General features: G+C 70.9%; 18 protein-coding genes. 6 read left to right on the top strand and 12 right to left on the bottom strand.

What is annotated here, in order from left to right; translation table 11 throughout:
* Position 1 precedes the first annotated feature (1 nt).
* Positions 2 to 217, top strand: a complete 216-nt coding sequence (locus ACQB60_RS31930; protein WP_496929583.1) for a hypothetical protein — start codon at positions 2 to 4, stop codon at positions 215 to 217.
* Here ACQB60_RS31930 and ACQB60_RS31925 read toward each other — a convergent pair.
* Positions 211 to 627: a VOC family protein gene (locus ACQB60_RS31925; protein WP_496929582.1), complete on the bottom strand. Its 417-nt coding sequence runs from the start codon at positions 625 to 627 to the stop codon at positions 211 to 213. The genes ACQB60_RS31930 and ACQB60_RS31925 overlap by 7 nt on opposite strands.
* 135 nt (positions 628 to 762) lie before the next feature.
* On the opposite strand from ACQB60_RS31925, the gene ACQB60_RS31920 reads away from it, so the two are divergent.
* A complete protein-coding gene (locus tag ACQB60_RS31920) occupies positions 763 to 1,806 on the top strand; it encodes a helix-turn-helix transcriptional regulator (protein ID WP_496929581.1) in 1,044 nt (347 codons plus the stop codon).
* A 474-nt stretch (positions 1,807 to 2,280) separates the two neighbouring features.
* On the opposite strand, the gene ACQB60_RS31915 is transcribed toward ACQB60_RS31920, so the two are convergent.
* The 5 genes from ACQB60_RS31915 to ACQB60_RS31895 form a co-directional block, all read right to left on the bottom strand.
* A complete protein-coding gene (locus tag ACQB60_RS31915; protein WP_496929680.1) occupies positions 2,281 to 2,640 on the bottom strand; it encodes an RNHCP domain-containing protein in 360 nt (119 codons plus the stop codon).
* 473 nt (positions 2,641 to 3,113) lie between these two features.
* Positions 3,114 to 3,803, bottom strand: coding sequence for a DsbA family oxidoreductase (locus ACQB60_RS31910; RefSeq protein ID WP_496929580.1), 690 nt, complete (start codon positions 3,801 to 3,803; stop codon positions 3,114 to 3,116).
* Positions 3,800 to 4,282: a nucleoside deaminase gene (locus tag ACQB60_RS31905; protein WP_496929579.1), complete on the bottom strand. Its 483-nt coding sequence runs from the start codon at positions 4,280 to 4,282 to the stop codon at positions 3,800 to 3,802. The genes ACQB60_RS31910 and ACQB60_RS31905 overlap by 4 nt, the downstream gene beginning before the upstream one ends.
* 89 nt (positions 4,283 to 4,371) lie before the next feature.
* Complete coding sequence (locus ACQB60_RS31900) at positions 4,372 to 4,791, bottom strand: DMT family transporter (RefSeq protein WP_496929578.1); 420 nt, start codon at positions 4,789 to 4,791, stop codon at positions 4,372 to 4,374.
* A 71-nt stretch (positions 4,792 to 4,862) separates the two neighbouring features.
* Complete coding sequence (locus ACQB60_RS31895) at positions 4,863 to 5,183, bottom strand: DMT family transporter (protein WP_496929577.1); 321 nt, start codon at positions 5,181 to 5,183, stop codon at positions 4,863 to 4,865.
* A gap of 193 nt (positions 5,184 to 5,376) precedes the next feature.
* On the opposite strand from ACQB60_RS31895, the gene ACQB60_RS31890 reads away from it, so the two are divergent.
* The gene (locus ACQB60_RS31890) at positions 5,377 to 5,826 is read left to right on the top strand and encodes a MarR family winged helix-turn-helix transcriptional regulator (protein WP_496929576.1); all 450 of its coding nucleotides are present in this window, start codon (positions 5,377 to 5,379) and stop codon (positions 5,824 to 5,826) included.
* A 136-nt stretch (positions 5,827 to 5,962) separates the two neighbouring features.
* On the opposite strand, the gene ACQB60_RS31885 is transcribed toward ACQB60_RS31890, so the two are convergent.
* The 4 genes from ACQB60_RS31885 to ACQB60_RS31870 all read right to left on the bottom strand — a co-directional run bounded on the left by ACQB60_RS31885 (position 5,963) and on the right by ACQB60_RS31870 (position 9,843).
* On the bottom strand, positions 5,963 to 6,793 hold the full coding sequence (locus ACQB60_RS31885) for a class I SAM-dependent methyltransferase (protein WP_496929575.1): 831 nt from the start codon (positions 6,791 to 6,793) through the stop codon (positions 5,963 to 5,965).
* 528 nt (positions 6,794 to 7,321) lie between these two features.
* Positions 7,322 to 7,642 carry a hypothetical protein gene (locus ACQB60_RS31880; RefSeq protein ID WP_496929574.1) on the bottom strand — a complete coding sequence of 107 codons (321 nt, stop codon included), beginning with the start codon at positions 7,640 to 7,642 and terminating at the stop codon, positions 7,322 to 7,324.
* A 47-nt stretch (positions 7,643 to 7,689) separates the two neighbouring features.
* Positions 7,690 to 8,310, bottom strand: coding sequence for a GNAT family N-acetyltransferase (locus tag ACQB60_RS31875; protein ID WP_496929573.1), 621 nt, complete (start codon positions 8,308 to 8,310; stop codon positions 7,690 to 7,692).
* A 63-nt stretch (positions 8,311 to 8,373) separates the two neighbouring features.
* Positions 8,374 to 9,843: a helix-turn-helix domain-containing protein gene (locus ACQB60_RS31870; protein WP_496929572.1), complete on the bottom strand. Its 1,470-nt coding sequence runs from the start codon at positions 9,841 to 9,843 to the stop codon at positions 8,374 to 8,376.
* 299 nt (positions 9,844 to 10,142) lie between these two features.
* Between ACQB60_RS31870 and ACQB60_RS31865 the strand changes: the two genes are divergently transcribed.
* Both ACQB60_RS31865 and ACQB60_RS31860 read left to right on the top strand, forming a co-directional pair.
* A complete protein-coding gene (locus ACQB60_RS31865) occupies positions 10,143 to 10,778 on the top strand; it encodes a hypothetical protein (protein WP_496929571.1) in 636 nt (211 codons plus the stop codon).
* A gap of 13 nt (positions 10,779 to 10,791) precedes the next feature.
* Positions 10,792 to 11,400 (top strand): hypothetical protein, encoded by a 609-nt coding sequence (locus tag ACQB60_RS31860; RefSeq protein WP_496929570.1) that lies wholly within the window; start codon positions 10,792 to 10,794, stop codon positions 11,398 to 11,400.
* 113 nt (positions 11,401 to 11,513) lie between these two features.
* Here the strand turns inward: ACQB60_RS31860 and ACQB60_RS31855 are convergent, their stop codons facing one another.
* Entirely contained in the window at positions 11,514 to 15,269 is a 3,756-nt protein-coding gene (locus ACQB60_RS31855) for an ATP-binding cassette domain-containing protein (protein WP_496929569.1), read from the bottom strand.
* Between the two features lie 382 nt (positions 15,270 to 15,651).
* Between ACQB60_RS31855 and ACQB60_RS31850 the strand changes: the two genes are divergently transcribed.
* The gene (locus tag ACQB60_RS31850; protein WP_496929568.1) at positions 15,652 to 17,151 is read left to right on the top strand and encodes an alpha-L-fucosidase; all 1,500 of its coding nucleotides are present in this window, start codon (positions 15,652 to 15,654) and stop codon (positions 17,149 to 17,151) included.
* A gap of 72 nt (positions 17,152 to 17,223) precedes the next feature.
* Here the strand turns inward: ACQB60_RS31850 and ACQB60_RS31845 are convergent, their stop codons facing one another.
* Positions 17,224 to 17,646, bottom strand: a complete 423-nt coding sequence (locus ACQB60_RS31845) for an Ig-like domain-containing protein (RefSeq protein ID WP_496929567.1) — start codon at positions 17,644 to 17,646, stop codon at positions 17,224 to 17,226.
* Positions 17,647 to 17,674 lie beyond the last annotated feature (28 nt).

The raw sequence follows: 17,674 nt of genomic DNA, 5'->3' as shown, positions 1-17,674 counted from the left end.
CTTGAGCGCGGTGGTCGCGGTGTGCGCGGTGTACGTGGTGTACGTGGTCACGGTGGTGCTGCCGGGGGCCGCCTCGGCCCACCCCACGACCGTTGCGGGCGACGGCGCAGCGGGTTCGGCGACGAACCTCACGCCCGACAGCACGGCCGAGGCCGACGACATCGTGCCCGGCGACACCAACGGCACGTCGGACGTCTTCGTCCGCCGCTTCTACTGATCACCCTGGCGACGGCGTGCGAACTTCTCGATGGCCGCCTCGGTGACGGGGGTGAAGAAGTTGACGAGGTTGCCGTCGGGGTCGCGGAACAGCAGCGACCGGTTGCCCCAGGGCATCGTGGTGGGCTCGTTGACGAATTCGGTGACGAAGCCCGTCAGGTCCCGGTGCACGCGGTCCACGTCGTCAACGAGGAACTCGGTGATCACGGTGTGGTTGTCGGCGGGCCGGGCCGAGCCCGGGGCGAACAGCGGGACGGTGCGGGTGCTCGCGATCGCGAGGGTCGCGCCCGCGGTCTTGAGCTCGGCGAAGTCCTCGGTGGCCCACGCCGCCTGCGCCCCGGTGGCTCGCTCGTAGAAGTCGACGAGGCGGGCCACGTCGCTGGTGATGATGCGGATCGAGACGAAGTCCATGGGGGGTCTCCTTGGCTGTCCTGAAAGGGCTCTGCTGAAAGGGCTGTGCTGAAAGGGGTGTGCTGAATGCGTGCACGCCGAGGCTAGGAGAAATAGAGGACAGAACCGGTCCTGTATGCGCGCTAGTCTGCGAACATGCCTCGACCCACCGGCCGCGTGCTGACACTCCTGGAACTCCTGCAGTCGGGCGGTACCCGGACCGTGGCCGAACTCTCCGACCGGCTCGGCGTCGAGGGGCGCACCGTGCGGCGGTACGTGGCCCAGCTGATCGACCTGGACGTGCCCGTGGAATCGGTCCGCGGCCGCTACGGCGGCTACCGGCTCGCTCCCGGGCACCGGCTGCCGCCGCTCATGCTCAGCGACGACGAGGCGCTGGCCGTGCTGCTCGGCCTGATCGCCGGCCGCCGGGCGGGGCTGACGACGACGCAGCGCACGGCGAGCGAGACGGCGTCGGCGAAGATCCGGCGGGTGCTGCCCAGGCATCTCGCCCGCCGCCTCGACACGCTCCTGGACGCTCTCGCCTTCACGGACCAGCCCGGCGACGCTGATCCGGATCAGCCCGGCGCTGTCGAGACCCCGGACGCTGAGGTCCTCCTGACCATCGCCGATGCGGTACGCCACCGCCGGCCGGTCTCGGTCCGCTACACCGACCGCGCGGCACGGCGCAGTGAACGCACGCTGCACGCCTACGGGATCGTCGCCCACGCGGGCCGGTGGTACGTCACCGGCAAGGACGCCCGGCTCGACGAGGACCGGACCTTCCGACTCGATCGCATCGAGGACGCACGGACCTTGCCGGGCTCCTTCGAGGTGCCCGCGGATATCGACCCGGCGGAGCGCCTGTTGTCGGCCTTCGCCACGGCCGAGTACCGGCACGAGGTGACCTTGCGGATCCACGGGACGGCGGAACAGGTCCGGGCTCGCCTACCCGCCAGCGTCGCGAACGTGGATGTGGATGTGGACGTGGATGTGGACGTGGAGGAGCACGCGCCCGAGGCAGACGAGGAGCGGGCCACCGAGCGCTGGCTGCGCGTCGAACTGCGGGCGGAGCGGCTCGACTGGTTGCCTCCGGTACTCGCCTCGCTGGACCGGCCGTTCATCATCGAGCGCCCCGCTGAACTGCGCGACCTCGTCATCGCACTCGCCGACCGCCTCGCGTCCTGCGCCCGCCGAGCCTGACTTCATGGGAGGGCAACCGGTTCCTCGGCTGCCGGTTCCTCAGCCAGGGTGCCGATGCCCCTGTCACCACCGAGGCAGGCACACCACTCAGTGCCAGCGCCACGGCAGCAGACCGTGGAAGAGCAGCAGCCCTGAAGCCGCCAAGGTGGCGACGTACCCCACGGTGCGGATGCGACCTCGCCATGGGCCGCCTGGCCGCGACCTCCCGTTGTCGCTTGGTCCTCTGGAGGGCGGCGCGAATTCCGCGGTACGGACCTCCGGGTGCCCATGGGCGCAGGGGCTGGCTGAAGGTGCGCACGGTGGCGAGTGGGGCGCGGGGTGGGGGCCGGGAACATCATGCACACGTACAGCCTTCAACTCCGGGACCCAGAACGCATGGTCCTTCCGGCCAGTCCGGTCTGCGTCTTTCGGCCGAGGCGAAGGCATGGCCGAGAAAGGAAGCGGCTCCCGCCGGGGGCGGGAGCCGCTCGGGCGTCAGGTGTGTGCCTGGCGCCTGTTGGGGTGTCCGGCTTCGTGAGCGGTGAGACGCATGAGAGCGAGGACGGTGTCGAGGTCGTCGCCCTGGTGCGGGTCCTCCGCCATGCGGTTGCGGCGGCGGGTGCCGCAACCGGTGCACTGGTGGACGATCATGTGGCCCTTGGCGGAGTGGTACTCGACGGCCACCGGGCGCATGAGCGCGCGGCAGTCGCTGGCACGGTCTCCGGGCGCGATGTCCACGTGGAGTGAGTGCAGGCAGTGCGGGCAGTGGTTGCGGTAGCTGCCGTTGACCAACGGCGCGACCGCCTTGCCGCAGTCCTCGCAGGTGAAGCCGGTGTTTTCGGTTGTTCTGCTGATGGTGCTGCTCCTCAGCGAGTCGAAGGGATCTTCAACTCGGAGGCGCAGGGTTCCGTTGGCTCTCCCCCTCGGCCAGAGCTCTGCCGGAGCTCTGCCGGAGCAGGGGTCGCAGGCTCGACTGGTGAGTGACGCGGTTCACCGCCGCTCTCAGGCGGGCGATTACTTCCGGCTCCAGCTTCACCAGAGCGCGTTTGCCGCTCTGGATCCGGACCACGACTGGGTTTGTGTATTTGTCCCAGCCACTGTCACGCGGGTGTTCCACGTGCCGCCGGTAGGTGTCGGTCCAGTCTCACTGCCGTCGGCGTCGTCCCCCGTCAGGCAGCGTCAGCAGCGGCATGCTTCTTCGTGATCACGCCACCTCCTTCATCTGCCGGTTCTCCGTGGCATGTCGATGTGGCCCCGGAGCCTCTTCCCGGTCCAATGTGCGGGCCAGTGGTCGGATGGAGCAAACGAATTGCGGCCCAACGACTTTGTCAGCAGCCCCCTTCGACACTGCAGGCGGCACCGTATAGGCCGTCCCGCTCAGCCTGATCTGCCTGACCTGCCTGGTCGGCCTGGTCGGCCTGCGCAGCGAGGATCGCCTTGCGGAGCTGTTCGACGCGCGGGACGCCTTCGATACGCGTGTCCCCGACGAGGATGGTGGGCACGGACTGGATGCGGTGTGCGGCGGCCTCGCGCAGCGCGTCCTGGTGCGCGGCGCGGTAGGTGCCGTTCTCGAGGGCGGCACGGAACGCGTCGGCGTCCAGGCCGATCTGCCCGGCGAGTGCGCAAAGCACGTCGATCCGGGCGAGGTCCTGGTCCTCCTGAAAGAAGGCACGGAACGTACGACGGGTGTACTCGGCCGCTCTCCCCTGCGCAGCGGCGTACTGGTACCCCTCGAAGGCCAGTCGGGTGTAGGGCTGCGGCGAGACGGTGGGCAGCGTGATGTCGACGCCCAGGCGGCGGGCCATGGGGTACACGGCGCGCTGCCAGATGTCCGGCAGGTAGGCGTCCTCGGGCCGGAGGGTGGGCTGTGGGTGGGGCCGCAGTTCGAAGGGCTTCCACTCGATCTCGACATCGACGCCGAGGTCCTTCGTCGCCTCTTCCAGTGGCCCTTCGGCCAGCATGCAGAAGGGGCAGACGTAGTCGGACCAGACCTGGATCTTGACCGGGGTGTGCGTCACAGTCGTCCTTTCCGGCCGGTCAGGAACTCTTGGAACGGCACTTCGTGCCCCTCGACGGGGGCGTGCGTCACTCTGAGCGGCCAGGTGGTGGGGTCGGTGGAGAAGAGGGAGTACGAGCGGGAGTAGTCGAAGCCGTACGCGCGGGCGGTCCTGCGGTCGGCGGCGTACACGATGTGCTCGACGTTGAAGTGCAGGGCGGCCAGGTAGCAGAGGGCGCAGGGCTCGCCGGAGGCGATCAGGGTGGATCCGGCGACGCCGAACCGGCCGGCCGCCTTCGCCGCGGCGCGCAGCGCGACGACTTCGGCGTGTGCCGTGGGGTCGTCGTCCTCGTGGACCCGGTTGAAGCCGGTGCCCAGGACGCGGCCGTCGCGTACGACGATCCCGGAGAAGGGGACGCCGCCCTCGGCCACGCGTCGGCGGCTGATCCTTACGGCTTCCTCCACGTGGGGCGTCAGGGGGTTGAGAGGGTCAAGTGGCATGGCGGAGTTGCTCCTTGAGCGGGGAGACGTTCCTCCGGGGCGGCCCGTCGTCTTGGATGCGGGCCGCCCCGGTGCGTTGGAGAGCGTCCTCAGGCGCTCACGACCTGGGCCTCCTGCGGTCGGTCGAGGGGCTCCTCGGCGGTGTCCAACTTGTCGGCGAGCTTGAGCCAGACGACGCCGATGATGATGACGCCGAGCCACAGTGACTGGACGAGAGTGAGGCTCTCGTCGAAGAAGACGGGGCCCAGCGCCGCCGCACCGGCCGCCCCGATGCCCGCCCAGACGGCATAGCCGATGCCGACGTCGATGGTGCGCAGCGCGACGCTCAGCGCCCACAGCGTCAGGAGGAAGAAGACGACGGCCACCAGCGACCAGGTGAGGCGGGTGAAGCCGTGGCTTCCGCCGACCGAGAGCGCGTAGCCGATTTCGAAGGCGCCGGCGAGCAGAAGCATGAGCCAGGAGTTGGCGCTGGCGTTGGCGTTGTCCGCAGGGCGGTTGGTCGAGGACATGTGAGGGGGGGCCTTTCGCGAGGAGGGTGCGGGTGGTGGCGGGTGAGGTTCGAGTAGCGGCGGGGTGAGGGTCAGGCGGCGCCGCTGAGCTGGAGTCCGACGACCCCGGCGATGATCGCGACGATGCCCAGCGCCTTGCGCCAGCTCAGGCGCTGGCCGAACAGCAGGGCGCCGAGGAGGGTGATGCCGACGCCGGAGACCGAGGTCCACAGGGCGTATCCGACGCCGACGTTGAAGGTCAGCAGGGCCCTGCTGAGGAAGTAGGTGCCCAGTGCGCCGCTGACGAGGGTCACGGTCGTCCACTTGCGGTTGGTGAAGCCTTCGGCCTTGCCGGCCGCGATCGCGACGACGATCTCGAAGACGACGGCGACGGCGAGGTAGAGCCAGTGCATGACGAAGGTCCTTTCATTCGACGGCCGCGCTTCCGGGCCGCAGGTGCAGGGGCGGGTTGAACGCCCTAGCTAGTTGCTTGCACATACAAGGAAAAGTAGGTCAGGCGCAGCCAGGAGGCGGCGCCGGGAACGCGAGAAGCTTGCATGAGCATGTACTCTGGTGTCAAACACCGCCCCAGGGAGGCCGCCACCCATGGCAACTTCGCACTCTGCTCCCCCGCGCACGTCCGACCAGGCGGCATGGAACCGCGTCCTCACGCTGCACGCCCATGTGGAACGCGAACTGACCCTGGCTCTGCACAGGCGTCACGGGATCGGGCTCTCGGAGTACCGCTCCCTGGAACACCTCGACCACTCCGAGGACAACGAGTTGCGCATGCAGGACCTCGCCGAGAAGGTCGGCCTGGGCCAGTCGTCGGTAACTCGCCTGGTAGGGCGACTGGAGACGGCCGGTTACGCCTACAAGGACCTGTGTCCGTCGGACAAGCGCGGGGTCTACGCGGTCATCACGGACGAGGGACGGCAGCGCTACCAGGCGGCACGCGCCACCTATGCGGAAGTCCTCTCGTCCGCGCTGAACGACTTCACGGCCGACCCGGAACTGGGACCCACCGTCCAGGCGCTGCGCGCCCCCCGGAGCTGACCTTCCCTCCCCCGCCCCGGGGCCGCAGCGAGCGCATCGCCGACGCCTCCCCGGACGCCAACGGCGCCCGACGGTTTTACTTGTTCAGGCAATCACTTGCGCTCCAGGTCCTCCCCTGCGACGCATACGTGCTTGATCAATCACTCACGCGGGTGGCGGCGACCAGGTAGGCGGTCCCCGGCCAGCGGACCAGCCCTCGGCCGACGGTGTCCGCCGGACGTTCGTGCCGACGCGTCCACCGGCACACGAACCGGTCGATGGGCGGGACGGAAGGTGTCAGGTCGTAGTGGATGACGTCGACGGGACAGAGCCCGGCTTCCCGCATCCGCCGTCGTAATAGCCGGGCCGGGAGTGCCCGGATGCCGGACTTCGACGCACCGTGCCGTCGTTCCGGGGGCCTGCCGAGCAAGCCCTCGACCCGGCCGAGCAGCCGCAGCAGCGGCCAGTACACCCCCCATTCGAAGAGGCGGTAGGGGCTCAGCGGGTTCAGCATGCTGACGAGCACGAGCCCGTCCCGGCGTACGACGCGGTCCAGTTCCCGCAGGACCACGGAGGCGTCGCAGTACTCCAGCACACCCATCGCGACCACGACGTCGAAACTCACATCCGGGAATGGGAGCGCCTCCGCCTCGCCGACGGCCACGTCGCACTCGGCATCGGCCGTGCGGCCCGCGGTCTCGGCGACCATGGCGGGCGACTGGTCCACGGCGGCGATCCGGAAGTCGCCGGGCCGGGTGTCGAGCACACGCCGGACGAACATCCCCGGCCCGCAGCCGACATCGAGAAGATCACCACCCGGACATCGGTCCAGGAGCTCGAAGACCGCATGGAGCCTGGAGGAAAAGTACCGCTCGGCGGGGCCCGAGCCCTGGTACGAGGCGGCATAGGAAGCCGCGAAGGACGGATCGTCGAACGGGACGCGGACGTCACGACCGGACGCCTTCGGGAGCGCGACCCTCAAACGCATGGGGGTTCTCCTTACGGGGCAGGCGCCATGCCGCTGGAGGGTCCGGCCAGGGACGGCATCGCGTCACGGACGGCCCGCTTCATCGCGGGCCCGGAGAGGTCCTGCCGGCTCGATCCACTCACCGCAGCGCAGCCTCGCGAGGCTGCGGCGGCGCCCCAGGAACATGGTCTGCCGGAAGAGGACGCAAGAGAACGCGAGTCAGCATTCCGCCCGCCGCGGGGCACGGTCAAGGGGGCCGAACGGGCCTGGGAGGAGAGCCGGTTGGGCCCCGGCCGGGCGGGGGAAAACGGCCGGGAGACGGGACGAGAACGGGTGGTTCGCTGCGGTGGATGACGCGCGGAGCCGGCCAGTCCCGCCCCGCTCCGCCCACCTCACTGCGACCAGAACGGCCCGTCCGTCCCGGCCGTCACTGACCCGTCAGACAGGGCCCGGACCGTGCCGCAGGTGATCTTGTCGGGCCGCGCCCACCTCGACAGAGGTCCCCATGTGCACGACGCCAGCCTCTCCTCCGGTTCGGGAGTGAGGGGACTAGCTCCCCACAGTGTCCAGTTGCGAGAAGAACATCACGGCCAGGCCGATCACCACAGCGTGGGTGGTGAGCGCCCGTACACAGCGGAAGGCCGCCAGGGGAAGCGCGAGGAAGACCCCGAGGAACGCCAGGACCCGGAGCACCTCGCCCGGGTAGGCGGCCGCGTTCGGGTCCTGCATACCGCCGTTGTAGCCCTCGATCTGCCAGATGCCGTCCAGGCCGAGCACGAACGACCAGAAGCAGACGAAGAGATCGATGCAGCCCACAGCCACGGCCCAGCCGATGTCGGTGCCGCGTTGTGCCTTTTGGATCACTGTCACGTCTACGACGACTCACGGGACCCGCCTGAGGTTGCAGGGCGGGTTTCCTAATCGCCGGACGGGCCCGGCCTCCGGGGCTCGCGCCGCATGCACCATGTGCGGGGGCCGCCGTCGGGAAGGTCGACGTCCGCGGTCACGGCGAAGCCGAGGCGTGCGTAGAAGTGGACGTTCCGCTCGCTCGACGTCTCCAGGAAGACCGGATATCCGGCACGGTCCGCCGCCTTGAGGCCGGGTGCGAGGATCTTGCCGCCCAGGCCCTGGCCCTGCACCGCCGGGTCCACACCGACGGTGGCGAGGAACCACACCGGCTCCGTCGGCCGATGCGGCCCCAGAGCGTGCTCAGCCGCAGCGAAGGCCGCCGCCCTGTCCCCCGCCAACTCGTCGATCAGCGGCCCGACTTCGGCGAAGCCGGGGGTGGGGTCCTGCTCCGGTGTCGTCCACACGGCCACGGCACGCGCGTCGTCGGTGACCCACACCCTGCCGTACACCAATCCGATCCGGGTCAGGAACAGCTCCTGGAAGCGCTCCACCCGCTCGCCGTGCCGGTCGGCGGCGACCACGTGCCGGGTGAAGGCGTAGTCGGCGAAGGCGCGGGCGAGCGTGCGCACCGCGCCGACGGCGTCGTGGGCGGTGGCGGGGCGTACGAGCGGGGCGGGGGCCGGAACCATGGCGCTCCTTACGGTGAGGTGCGCGAGGCGCTCGCCCGCGCGTGCGCCGTAATCTTGCAACGGTCACGTAGGTTCCGGGGTTCCGCCTCGCAAACACGCTGAGGCATCTCCTTGGGCGTGGGGAGTGGGCATGTTCACCAGCCCGTGTCGGCCGGGCGCGGGGCGGCTGCCGGGCTGCTCCAGTGCGAACAGCCGCAGCAGCGGGGGGATGCGGTACCGGCCCGGTCCGGAGGACTCCAACAGCTGGGCGTCCACGAGCCGTTCGAGGAGCGGCTCGGCGAACCGCGGGGCGAGCAGCAGGATGCGTGCCGCGTCCTGTGAGCCGAGGACGCCGTCCTCGCTGCCCTCGCTGTCCTCGCTGTCCTCGCTCCTGGCGAGCAGCGGCAGCGCCTCGGCGGCGCACCGGTCGGAGGAGCCGCCGTCGAGGAGTGTCCGGTATCCGGCCTGGAAGCTGGCACGTACCCGCAGGTCGGCGTACTCCAGCTCGTCGAGGCGGTGCCGGGCGTCCGACAGCCTCTCGGCGAGCGCGTGCAGCGGCCAATGCGGGCGGGCGGCCAGGCGCGCGCCCGCGATGCGCAGCGCGAGGGGCAGATGGTCGCACTGGCGGGCGACGAGCTCGGCGGCCTGCGGTTCGGCAATGAGGCGGCCGTGGCCCGCGAGCGCGCCGAGGACGGAGAGGGCCTCGGCGGGCGACAGCCTGCCGAGATGCAGGTGCGCCGCGCCGTTGAGGGTGGCGAGGACGCGGCGGCTGGTGACCAGGACGGCGCAGCCGGGGGCGGCGGGCAGCAGTGGGCGGACCTGCGCGGCGTCGAGGGCGTTGTCGAGGACGACGAGCAGTCGGCGGTCCGCGGTCAGCGCCCGGAACGCCGCGACCGCCGCCGACTCGCTGTCGGGCGGCGGTCCTTGGAGACCCAGTGTCCGTGAGAGGCGCGCGAGAACCGCGGTGGGCTCCAGCGGCCTGCTGCCGAGTGCGGCGCCCTGCAGATCGACGTACAGCTGTCCGTGGGGGAAACGGTCGGCGACCCGGTGGGCCGCGCGGACGGCGAGAGCGGACTTCCCGACACCGGCCGGCCCGTCGAGGGCCACGATCACCGTGGAACCCGGTGCTTCTTGCGGGCACAGCCGGCTCAGTGTCGCCAACTCCCGGATGCGGCCCGCCAGGTGGGGCAGGTCGGGCGGCAGCTCGCGCGGCACGTGCCGAGTGCCTTTGGCGGGCGGGGACGCGGCGCGGGTGCCGGAGGCGCCCCGGGCCCGACGGCACTCCTCGACCCGGTCGCGGGCGGTGGCCAGCACGCCCTGTTCGGCGCTGGTAGCCCCCAACAGCCGTACCAGGACGTCGAACCGGTCCGTCGGCGGCAGCGTCTTGCCTGCGAAGTAGGCGCCGATCACGCCGTGCGCCCAGCCCGTGCGGGCCGCCAGCTCCCGATAGGTCAGCTGTGAGTCCCCGCGCTGCCGGGCCGCACGCCGTCGCAACTGCCGCAGCACGACGCCGAGTTCCTCCACCGTGTCGATGCCGTGTGCACCGCTCGTCACGAGACCCGCAGCACCCACATCAGGTATCCGATTCACTCTGGCCCCAATTCCATGCGGCACGGATGGAAGAAGCACTGCATTCCAGCACAGCATCGGGGCTTCAGATCTCCGTCCGGCCCTATCCGGATCCGTCCGATCGTGACCGGGATCCAGGGCCGACAAAGGGAGTGGTCTGCAAGTATTCCACCGCTTCGACAACCTCATCCACCAGACGATTCTCCACCCGCCGCCGTATACGGATTTCTACACCGGTCCGTTCACGGCTGGATGGTCGAACCGTCGAAGGAGGAATCCAGCAAATGAGTCGTATCTGCAACAAGCAGCCCGAGCGGCAGATGTCGCTGCTCGATAAGGAGACCAACGAACTGTACGGGCGGGTGGACGCCCCGATCGCCACGGGATCCGCGCACTTCATGCGGGCCGGCAGCGAGCTCCACCTCCTCCACGTCGACCTGGAACTCAACAATCCGCGGCAGGCCGCGGTGCGGGTGTCCTGTGCGGCAGCGGCCGTCAGGTCGGCGCTGACGGAGTACGAGTCGTCCCACGCCATCGCCCTGGAGCTGGGGTTCTACGGCGTGCACGACGACCGGCTGCGGGCGGCCGGGCACGGCGCCTTCCGGGTGCGGGAGACCCTGCGCGAGGCTCGGGACAAGGGGCTCGTGGCTCTGGACGACGCAGCCGTGACCAGCATCGACCGACGGTTCGCCGAGGGCGGCGACGAGGCGGCATTCACCCACTTCATCGAGGATCTGCGGGAATTCTCGGCAGACCTCGACAATTTCGACAGGGCCGCGGCACAGGCGCTCCCCGCCCAGTGGCTCGAATTGTCCTGGCGGGTCGTCACCGAATTCGATCGCATTCGGATCTACGGGCAAGCGCTTGCCATCATCAACATTCTCGGTACGGCCGATGTGGCCGCTCCCGCGGGCGCATGAGGAGGGTGGACGAATGAGTGAAATCTGCAACGCAGCCGCCCAGTTGACGCTGGACTCGCTGCGTGACAAGAAGCGGCTCGCGCAGAACGCGGGCCAGGCGCTGCTCGGCGCGTCCAGTGACCTGCACAAGGCACTGGAATTCGCCGAGCACGGCGACAGCAACGCCACGATCACCGTCTACGTCGCCGCTGCCGAGAAGCAGCTGCGGAACGCGGTCTCCCTGCTCGACGAGGTCGCCGGGCTGCTCGCCTCGGGCGGCTTCAGCGCCGAGACGATCGCGTGGCTGCGCAGCCTGGACTACGACCGCCTGTACCGCACGGGCATCGCGTCCGGAGTGCTGCCGCGCAGCGCCGAACTGTGGGCCGAACTGGCCGACATGACGGTGGCCGAGGGCCCGCTGGGCGTGTGCCGGGACTACCGTGACCGCGTCGCGCGCGCCGCGGACCTGATGGCCGACTGGCTGGCGCACCCCGAGGCCGACACGGCCGTGGCCGAGCTCACCACGCTGGAGGCCGCTCTCCTCGACGTGTCGCTGTACGCGCGATTCCTCGGCTACGTCAATGACGTGAAGCCCCTGGACCAGCAGTGGGTGCGGCCCGCGGCCGACCTGAACGCCCGTTGACGGGCTGCCGCTGACCGGGACGACCGGGGAGACAACGAGGCAGGAGAGAGCGCCGACCGAGTCGGCGCTCTCTCTTCTGCGTGTCCGGCACCGGTTGTGTCGCGGTACGTCCGTCACCGATAGCCGCGTTCCTGGAGTCCGTACATCCGGGCATACAGCCCTCCGCGCGCCATCAGCTCGTCGTGGCTGCCCTGTTCGACCACCTCTCCGCGCTCCAGCACGACGATGAGATCGGCGGCCCGTACGGTCGAGAAGCGGTGCGAAACGAGCAGAGTGACGGTTCCCTCCTGGTGCGCGGCGCGAGCCGCGGCGCTGAGCCGCTCGAAGAGCGCGTGCTCGGCGTCGGCGTCGAGCGACGCCGTCGGCTCGTCCAGTACGAGGAGCAGCGGATCATCGCGCAACAGGGCACGGGCGAGGGCGAGTTGCTGCCACTGTCCGCCCGACAGGTCCTCGCCGCCCTCCCACCGCGTGCCCAGCTGGGTCTCAAGCCCGGTGGGCAGCCCGGCGGCGAGATCCCGGCCGCCCGCACGGGCGAGGGCGGCCGAGACGGCCTCCACGTCGGCCATGCGCGGCAGATCGCCCACGCCCACCGCCTCGCGGGCCAGCAGTTCGAAGCGAACGAAGTCCTGGAAGCCCGCGCTGAGCCGGGCACGCCAGGCGGCGACCTCGCACCTGGCCAACTCCCGACCATCGATGCACAGCCGGCCACTCGTCGGCTCGTACATGCGGCACAGCAGCTTCACCAGCGTGGTCTTGCCCGAGCCGTTCTCGCCCACGAGCGCGACCACTGCCCCGGCGGGCAGCCGCAGACGGAGGTCACGCAGGACGAGGGGCAGCGTGCCGGGATAGCGGAAGGACACACCGTCGAGAGTGATGCCTGCCGCCGATGCGGCGGGGACGGTGGTGCCCGGCGGCGCGGGGCGCGCCCGGTGGGCGTACGCGCGCAGCCAGCGCAGCCGTTCGGCCCCCTGCAGCAGATCGACGACGACTCCGGCCGTCTCCACGAGCCCGGCCGCATGCGTGGCGAACCGGCCGGCCAGCACGACCGCGAGCAGCACGGCACCCAGGCTCACCTGGCCGCGCGCCGCGAGCACGGTGACGAGACCGACCGCGGTGACGAGGCCGAGCGTGTTGAGAAGCGAGGCCGCCGCGCCATAGGCGGCGAACCGCCAACCGGCATGGGCCAGTTCCGTGTCGGCGCGAGCGCGGGCCGTACGCCGAAGCTGCCTGAGCCACGGCCCGGCACGGTGGACCCGCAGCTCCTTGCCCTCGCCGGGTGCCGCGGCGAGCCGGGTGAGCTCGGCGGCGAGCCGGTGGTCGGCGGCCGTCGCCTGCTGGGCTCGGGTGAGCACCCGCCGGCCGACGACCTGCAGTCGCAGCGCGAGCAGGCCCGTCAGCGGGAGCACCAGCAGGGCCGGGTGCACGGTCGCCAGGAGCACTGCGGTGGCGAGGAAACCGCCGCACTCCTCAAGGAGGTTGAGCGTCCAGTTCAACAGGCCGCCCATGGCCATGACCCGCTGGCGCAGCAGCGCGAGGCGGTCCTGGAAGGCGGGCGACTCGTGGTGCTGGAGGCCGGGGATGTCCGCGCAGAGGCGCGCCAGCATGCGGTCGAAGGCGAAGCCGACGCGTTCGCTGAGGCCGATCCGGGCGGTGACGCCCAGCAGTTCCACGATCTGCCAGATGCCGAACCCGGCGATCAGCAGCAGCGCGGAGGTCATGGCGGGCGCGAAGGCGTGCCGATGGGCGCCGTCCACGATGCCGCGCAGCCAGAGCGCTTGCAGTGCGGCGAAGGCGGCCGCGGCCGGCACCAGGAGCAGCCCGACCGTCGCCAGCCCCTTCGCCTCACGGAAGGCACCTCCCAGGAGGGTGCCGAGCGCCGCGAGGGAAGAGCCCGGCCCCCGGCGCCCGGAGTCCGCCACCGCCCGTTCCGCCTCGGACTCTTGAGGCTGTGCGGTGCGCTCCCCGCCCTTCTCCTGCTGCTCTTCTTCCGCCTGTTGTTCTTCCCGGTTCTGTGTCGCGCGCCGGGGGGTGGCGGCGCGCTCGCCGGTGGCGTGGCTGTCGCCGAAGCGGGCGGCCTGCAGCCGGTACATCCGGGCATAGCGCCCGCCCGCCGCCATCAGCTGCTCGTGCGTGCCCGCCTCGCTGACCCGCCCACCGTCGAGCACATAGATCAGATCGGCCCTGCGGACCCCGGAGAAGCGGTGCGACACCAGCACGGTGGTCATGCCGTGCGTCACCCCGAGGAAGCGCTCGAAGAATTCCGCCTCCGCCCGCGCGTCGAGGTTCGCCGTCGGCTCGTCCAGGATCAGCACGGTGCCCTCGCGCGCCGCGAGCAGGGCCCTCGCCAGCGCCACCTTCTGCCACTGCCCGCCCGACAGCTCCGCCCCACCGTCGTACTGCCGCGACAGTACGGTGTCCCAGCCCTGCCCCAGCGCGTCCGCGAGGCCCGCCCCGCCCGCGCGTGCCAGTGCCCGCTCCAGAGCGGCCTGGTCAGCCCCGGCTTCCGGGTCGCCGGGCGCGAGGTTGTCGCTTAGTGGCAGCGGGTAGCGCGCGAAGTCCTGGAAGACGACGGCGAGATGGCGCCGCCACGCGTCGGGGTGCACGGTGCGCAGGTCCCTCCCGTCCACCGTGATCCGGCCCGCGTCGGGCTCGTACAGCCGGGTCAGAAGCTTGATGAGTGTGGTCTTGCCCGCCCCGTTGGCACCCACCACGGCCACCGAACTCCCCGCCGGGATCCGCAGATCGAGCCCCTTCAGCACCGCTCCCCCGGCCCCCGGATACGCGAACTCGACCGATTCGACGACAACGTCCATGCGCGGAGGGCCCATGTCGCCCCCCTCCACCGGAGGCGCGGCCGCACGCTCCTCCAGCGCGGTGAGGGAGCGCAGCCCCAGCAGACTGTTGTGCAACAGGAAGTCGGCGTCCCCGACCCAGCCCAGGACCGGCAGCCCGAGCGCCGCCTGGACGACGACCACGAGCTCCGCGAGGCTCAACCGGCCCTGGACGGCGGCCCGTGCGGCCATCCCGATGACCAGCGTCTCGGCCACCACCGTGACGGCCACCACGCCCAGGACGCGCAGCGTCGCCGCGCGGCGGATGCCCCATACGCCGGTCATGCCCGTGCGCCAGGTCTCGGTCATGCGCGCCACGACCCAGTCGGCCAGCCCGAAGACCCGTAACTCCTTCGCCGGGCCCGGGTCCACGGCGAGGCCGCGGAAGTAGCCCGCGCGCCGGATGACGCCGCTCGCGCGCTTCATGCTGCCGTGCACGCTGTGCGCGACGCGCTGGTATCCGTGATACGTGAGCACGGCGGCGACGCACATCACCAAGGGGGCCCACCAGGCGAACGGCGCCAGCAGGGCGAGCAGTCCGAGGGCTTGGAGGCGTGGCCGCAGCACGCCCGGCAGCTGCTCCGCCACGGCGTCCGGTCTGGTGGCCGGGTCCGTGACAAGGCGCAACGTATCGGCGTGTGCGGGGTCTTCGAGGTGCCCGATTCCGTGCGGTGCGAGGCCCGCGGCCATCACCCGGTCCTCGACCGCGTCCCCGGCCTTGAGCCGCAGCACGCGCGCGACCGGGGTTTCGAGCGCACCACATGCCGTACGGGCCAGGGCGAGAGCGGCGAACAGGGCGAGCATCCTCAGCATGTGCCGGGCTCCGCCCGAGCCGAGGCCGGAGTGCACGGCCGTCGGCAGTGCGGCGACCAGCAGTCCGGTGGCGACCACCAGGAGCGAGGTGGCGGCGGCGCCGCCGATGACGGCCACCGCGAGGGCGAGGGTCAGACGCGGCGACGCACGCCACAGCAGCCCGGCCGCAGCCGTCGCCGCGGACAGCCTTCCGGCCGTGGAGCCGAACCCGCTCGGCCGGTCCATGCCGCCCCCTCACGCTCCCGGATGCCCGTCTCCGCCGGGCCGGGCCAGATGCTCGCAGAAGCCGCCCCGCACCAGGGCGAGTTACCGGTCTGGGCCGGACAGCGACGGACAAGCAGAGCGGCGGACGTGAAGAGCGGCGGGCGTGGAGAGCGGCGTTCGCGGCGCCGGGCCACAGGTGCCGGGCAGGCGTGCGCAGGATGCCTGCCCGCGGCTCGGCTTCCCCTCTCGCCGCCTGGATCAAGAGGAAGGTGAACCGGTCAACTCGAATCGAGGCGCGCGCGTCCTTACCGCTGCGGCCCACCGCCGCGGCACAGCTTGGACTGCCGGACCGAGGAGGTCACTCGTGGTGTCAGACGGCGTTTCGCACGGTGTTCGCCATGGCTTGAGCCGCCGCAGACTGATCGGCGCCGCGACCGCGGGCGCCGCGCTCGGTCCTGCCGCGCTCGGCACGGCTCAAGCGGCGCCGTCGCGTCCGACGGCGCCCGCCGCGCGCTCGCGCGAGAAGGCGCCCGCACGACCGGTCCCCGCCTGGTTCGACGAGGTCAAGCTGGGCATCTTCGTCCACTGGAACGCCGCCGCCATCCCCGCGTTCGCCCCCGTGCACCTCCTCAACGACGCGCGCCCGGCCGGTGGCGGCGCCGAGCCGCCCAAGTGGCAGCAGGAACAGACCTGGCGCACCCTGCCCTACGCCGAGATGTACCAGAACACGATGGCCGTGCCGGGCAGCGAGACCGCCCGCTTCCACAAGGAGCACTACGGAGAGCGGTCCTACGACGACTTCGTCGAGGAGTTCCGTACGGCCTCCGTGCGCGGCTGGGATCCGCAGCCGTGGGCCGACCTGTTCGAGCGGGCCGGAGCCGGATACGTCGTCCTCACCACCAAGACCGAGGACGGGTTCCTGCTGTGGCCGAGCGCGCACCCCAATCCGCGCAAGAAGCGCTGGCAGGCACCGCGCGACGTGGTCGGCGAGCTGGCCGGCGCGGTCCGGGAGCGCGGCATCCGCTTCGGCACGTACTACTGCGAAGGCATGGACTGGACGTTCGGCGGGATTCCCATCACGGACGGCGAGAGCCTCGTCGCCGCCATGCCGCGGGGCAAGGAGTACGCCTCCTACACCGACGCCCACTGGCACGAACTGATCAAGCGGTACCGGCCGAGTGTGCTGTGGAACGACTACGGGTTCCTGCCGAACCCCGATGCGGACGCGCTGCTCGCCGCGTACGAAGAACTGGTTCCGGACGGTGTCGTCAACGACCGCTTCGACGCGGACCGCCAGCAGTCCGGCGCCCTGCGCTGCGACTTCGTCACCCTCGAATACGCCCAGAGCAGCGGGCCCGCCGATCACAAATGGGAGGCGTGCCGGGGCATCGGCACCTCCTTCGGCTACAACCGCCTTGAGGACGAGACCAGTTACCTCAGTGCTGCCGAACTGATTCATCTCTTCATCGACATCGTCGCCTCAGGCGGCAATCTGCTGATCAACGTCGGTCCGACCGGCACAGGCCGGATCCCGGCCGCACAGGAGCAGCGTCTCCTCGCGCTCGGTCGGTGGCTGCGCGCCAACGACTCGGCGATCCGCTCCACCCGCCCCTGGCACCGTTCCACCGGGATGACATCGGAGGGCCGGCCGCTCCGCTACACCCGGGCCGATGACGCCGTCAACGCGATCGTGCTCGGCAAGCCAGGCAACGACGCCGTCGAGATCGACGTGCGTCTCGGCAAAGGGGCGCGCGTCACCCTGCTCGGCCCGGACGACACGGGCAGTCTGCGCTGGACGTCCACTCCACACGGCACCCGGGTCGCCCTGCCCGCGCGACGCACCGCCCAAGCGGCGCTGAGTCTGCGGATCACGCCCGCCGGAGCGGTCCACGATCCGGAGTGAGGTTTCCGCCGGTCTCTCATCACAGGGCCTCAGGCTCGGACAGCGCCTGCCTGGGGCGCAGTCGGGAAGCGCCTAGGGCGCAGTCGTGAAGGAGGACGTCGCGTACGCCGTGTGGCCGTTGGCATCCTCAGCGGTCGCACTGATCGTGTAGGACGTCGAGCGTTCCAACTGCCCGTCGGGGTGCCAGCTGCCGCCGGCAGCGGCCATCGTGCCCTTGACCCGCTCCCCCGCCGCGTCGGTCAGCGTGACGTGGGTCAGCCTGCCGCCGCGGACGGCAATCTTCGTGGCCTTGTCGATGTCCACATTGATCGCGCCGTTCTTCGGCAGGCCGGATATGCGGACCTCTGACACGTCGTCGGCCGACACCGCGGCGGGCGCCTCGCCTTTCGCCTGAAGTGTGTCCTCTCCGCCGATCGTGCATGCCGAAAGCACCAGTGCGGCGCCGACCGCCGCGAACGCGGCCAACAGCTTTCCACGGCGTACGCCTTCCGCCATCACATGCCCTTCTCTCGTCACGGATCGC

The sequence above is a fragment of the Streptomyces odontotermitis genome, from assembly GCF_050510915.1.
GTDB lineage: Bacteria > Actinomycetota > Actinomycetes > Streptomycetales > Streptomycetaceae > Streptomyces.
Note: the sequence above shows the minus strand (reverse complement) of the source record. Positions and strands in the feature narration are given on the sequence as shown.

Coding starts and splice junctions, on each gene's coding strand:
- ACQB60_RS31885 (WP_496929575.1), bottom strand. CDS start 6,793: ATGCGTTTGAGGGTCGCGCTCCCGAAGGCGTCCGGTCGTGACGTCCGC.
- ACQB60_RS31920 (WP_496929581.1), top strand. CDS start 763: ATGCCTCGACCCACCGGCCGCGTGCTGACACTCCTGGAACTCCTGCAG.
- ACQB60_RS31860 (WP_496929570.1), top strand. CDS start 10,792: ATGAGTGAAATCTGCAACGCAGCCGCCCAGTTGACGCTGGACTCGCTG.
- ACQB60_RS31890 (WP_496929576.1), top strand. CDS start 5,377: ATGGCAACTTCGCACTCTGCTCCCCCGCGCACGTCCGACCAGGCGGCA.
- ACQB60_RS31900 (WP_496929578.1), bottom strand. CDS start 4,791: ATGTCCTCGACCAACCGCCCTGCGGACAACGCCAACGCCAGCGCCAAC.
- ACQB60_RS31895 (WP_496929577.1), bottom strand. CDS start 5,183: ATGCACTGGCTCTACCTCGCCGTCGCCGTCGTCTTCGAGATCGTCGTC.
- ACQB60_RS31865 (WP_496929571.1), top strand. CDS start 10,143: ATGAGTCGTATCTGCAACAAGCAGCCCGAGCGGCAGATGTCGCTGCTC.
- ACQB60_RS31855 (WP_496929569.1), bottom strand. CDS start 15,269: ATGGACCGGCCGAGCGGGTTCGGCTCCACGGCCGGAAGGCTGTCCGCG.
- ACQB60_RS31875 (WP_496929573.1), bottom strand. CDS start 8,310: ATGGTTCCGGCCCCCGCCCCGCTCGTACGCCCCGCCACCGCCCACGAC.
- ACQB60_RS31925 (WP_496929582.1), bottom strand. CDS start 627: ATGGACTTCGTCTCGATCCGCATCATCACCAGCGACGTGGCCCGCCTC.
- ACQB60_RS31905 (WP_496929579.1), bottom strand. CDS start 4,282: ATGCCACTTGACCCTCTCAACCCCCTGACGCCCCACGTGGAGGAAGCC.
- ACQB60_RS31845 (WP_496929567.1), bottom strand. CDS start 17,646: ATGGCGGAAGGCGTACGCCGTGGAAAGCTGTTGGCCGCGTTCGCGGCG.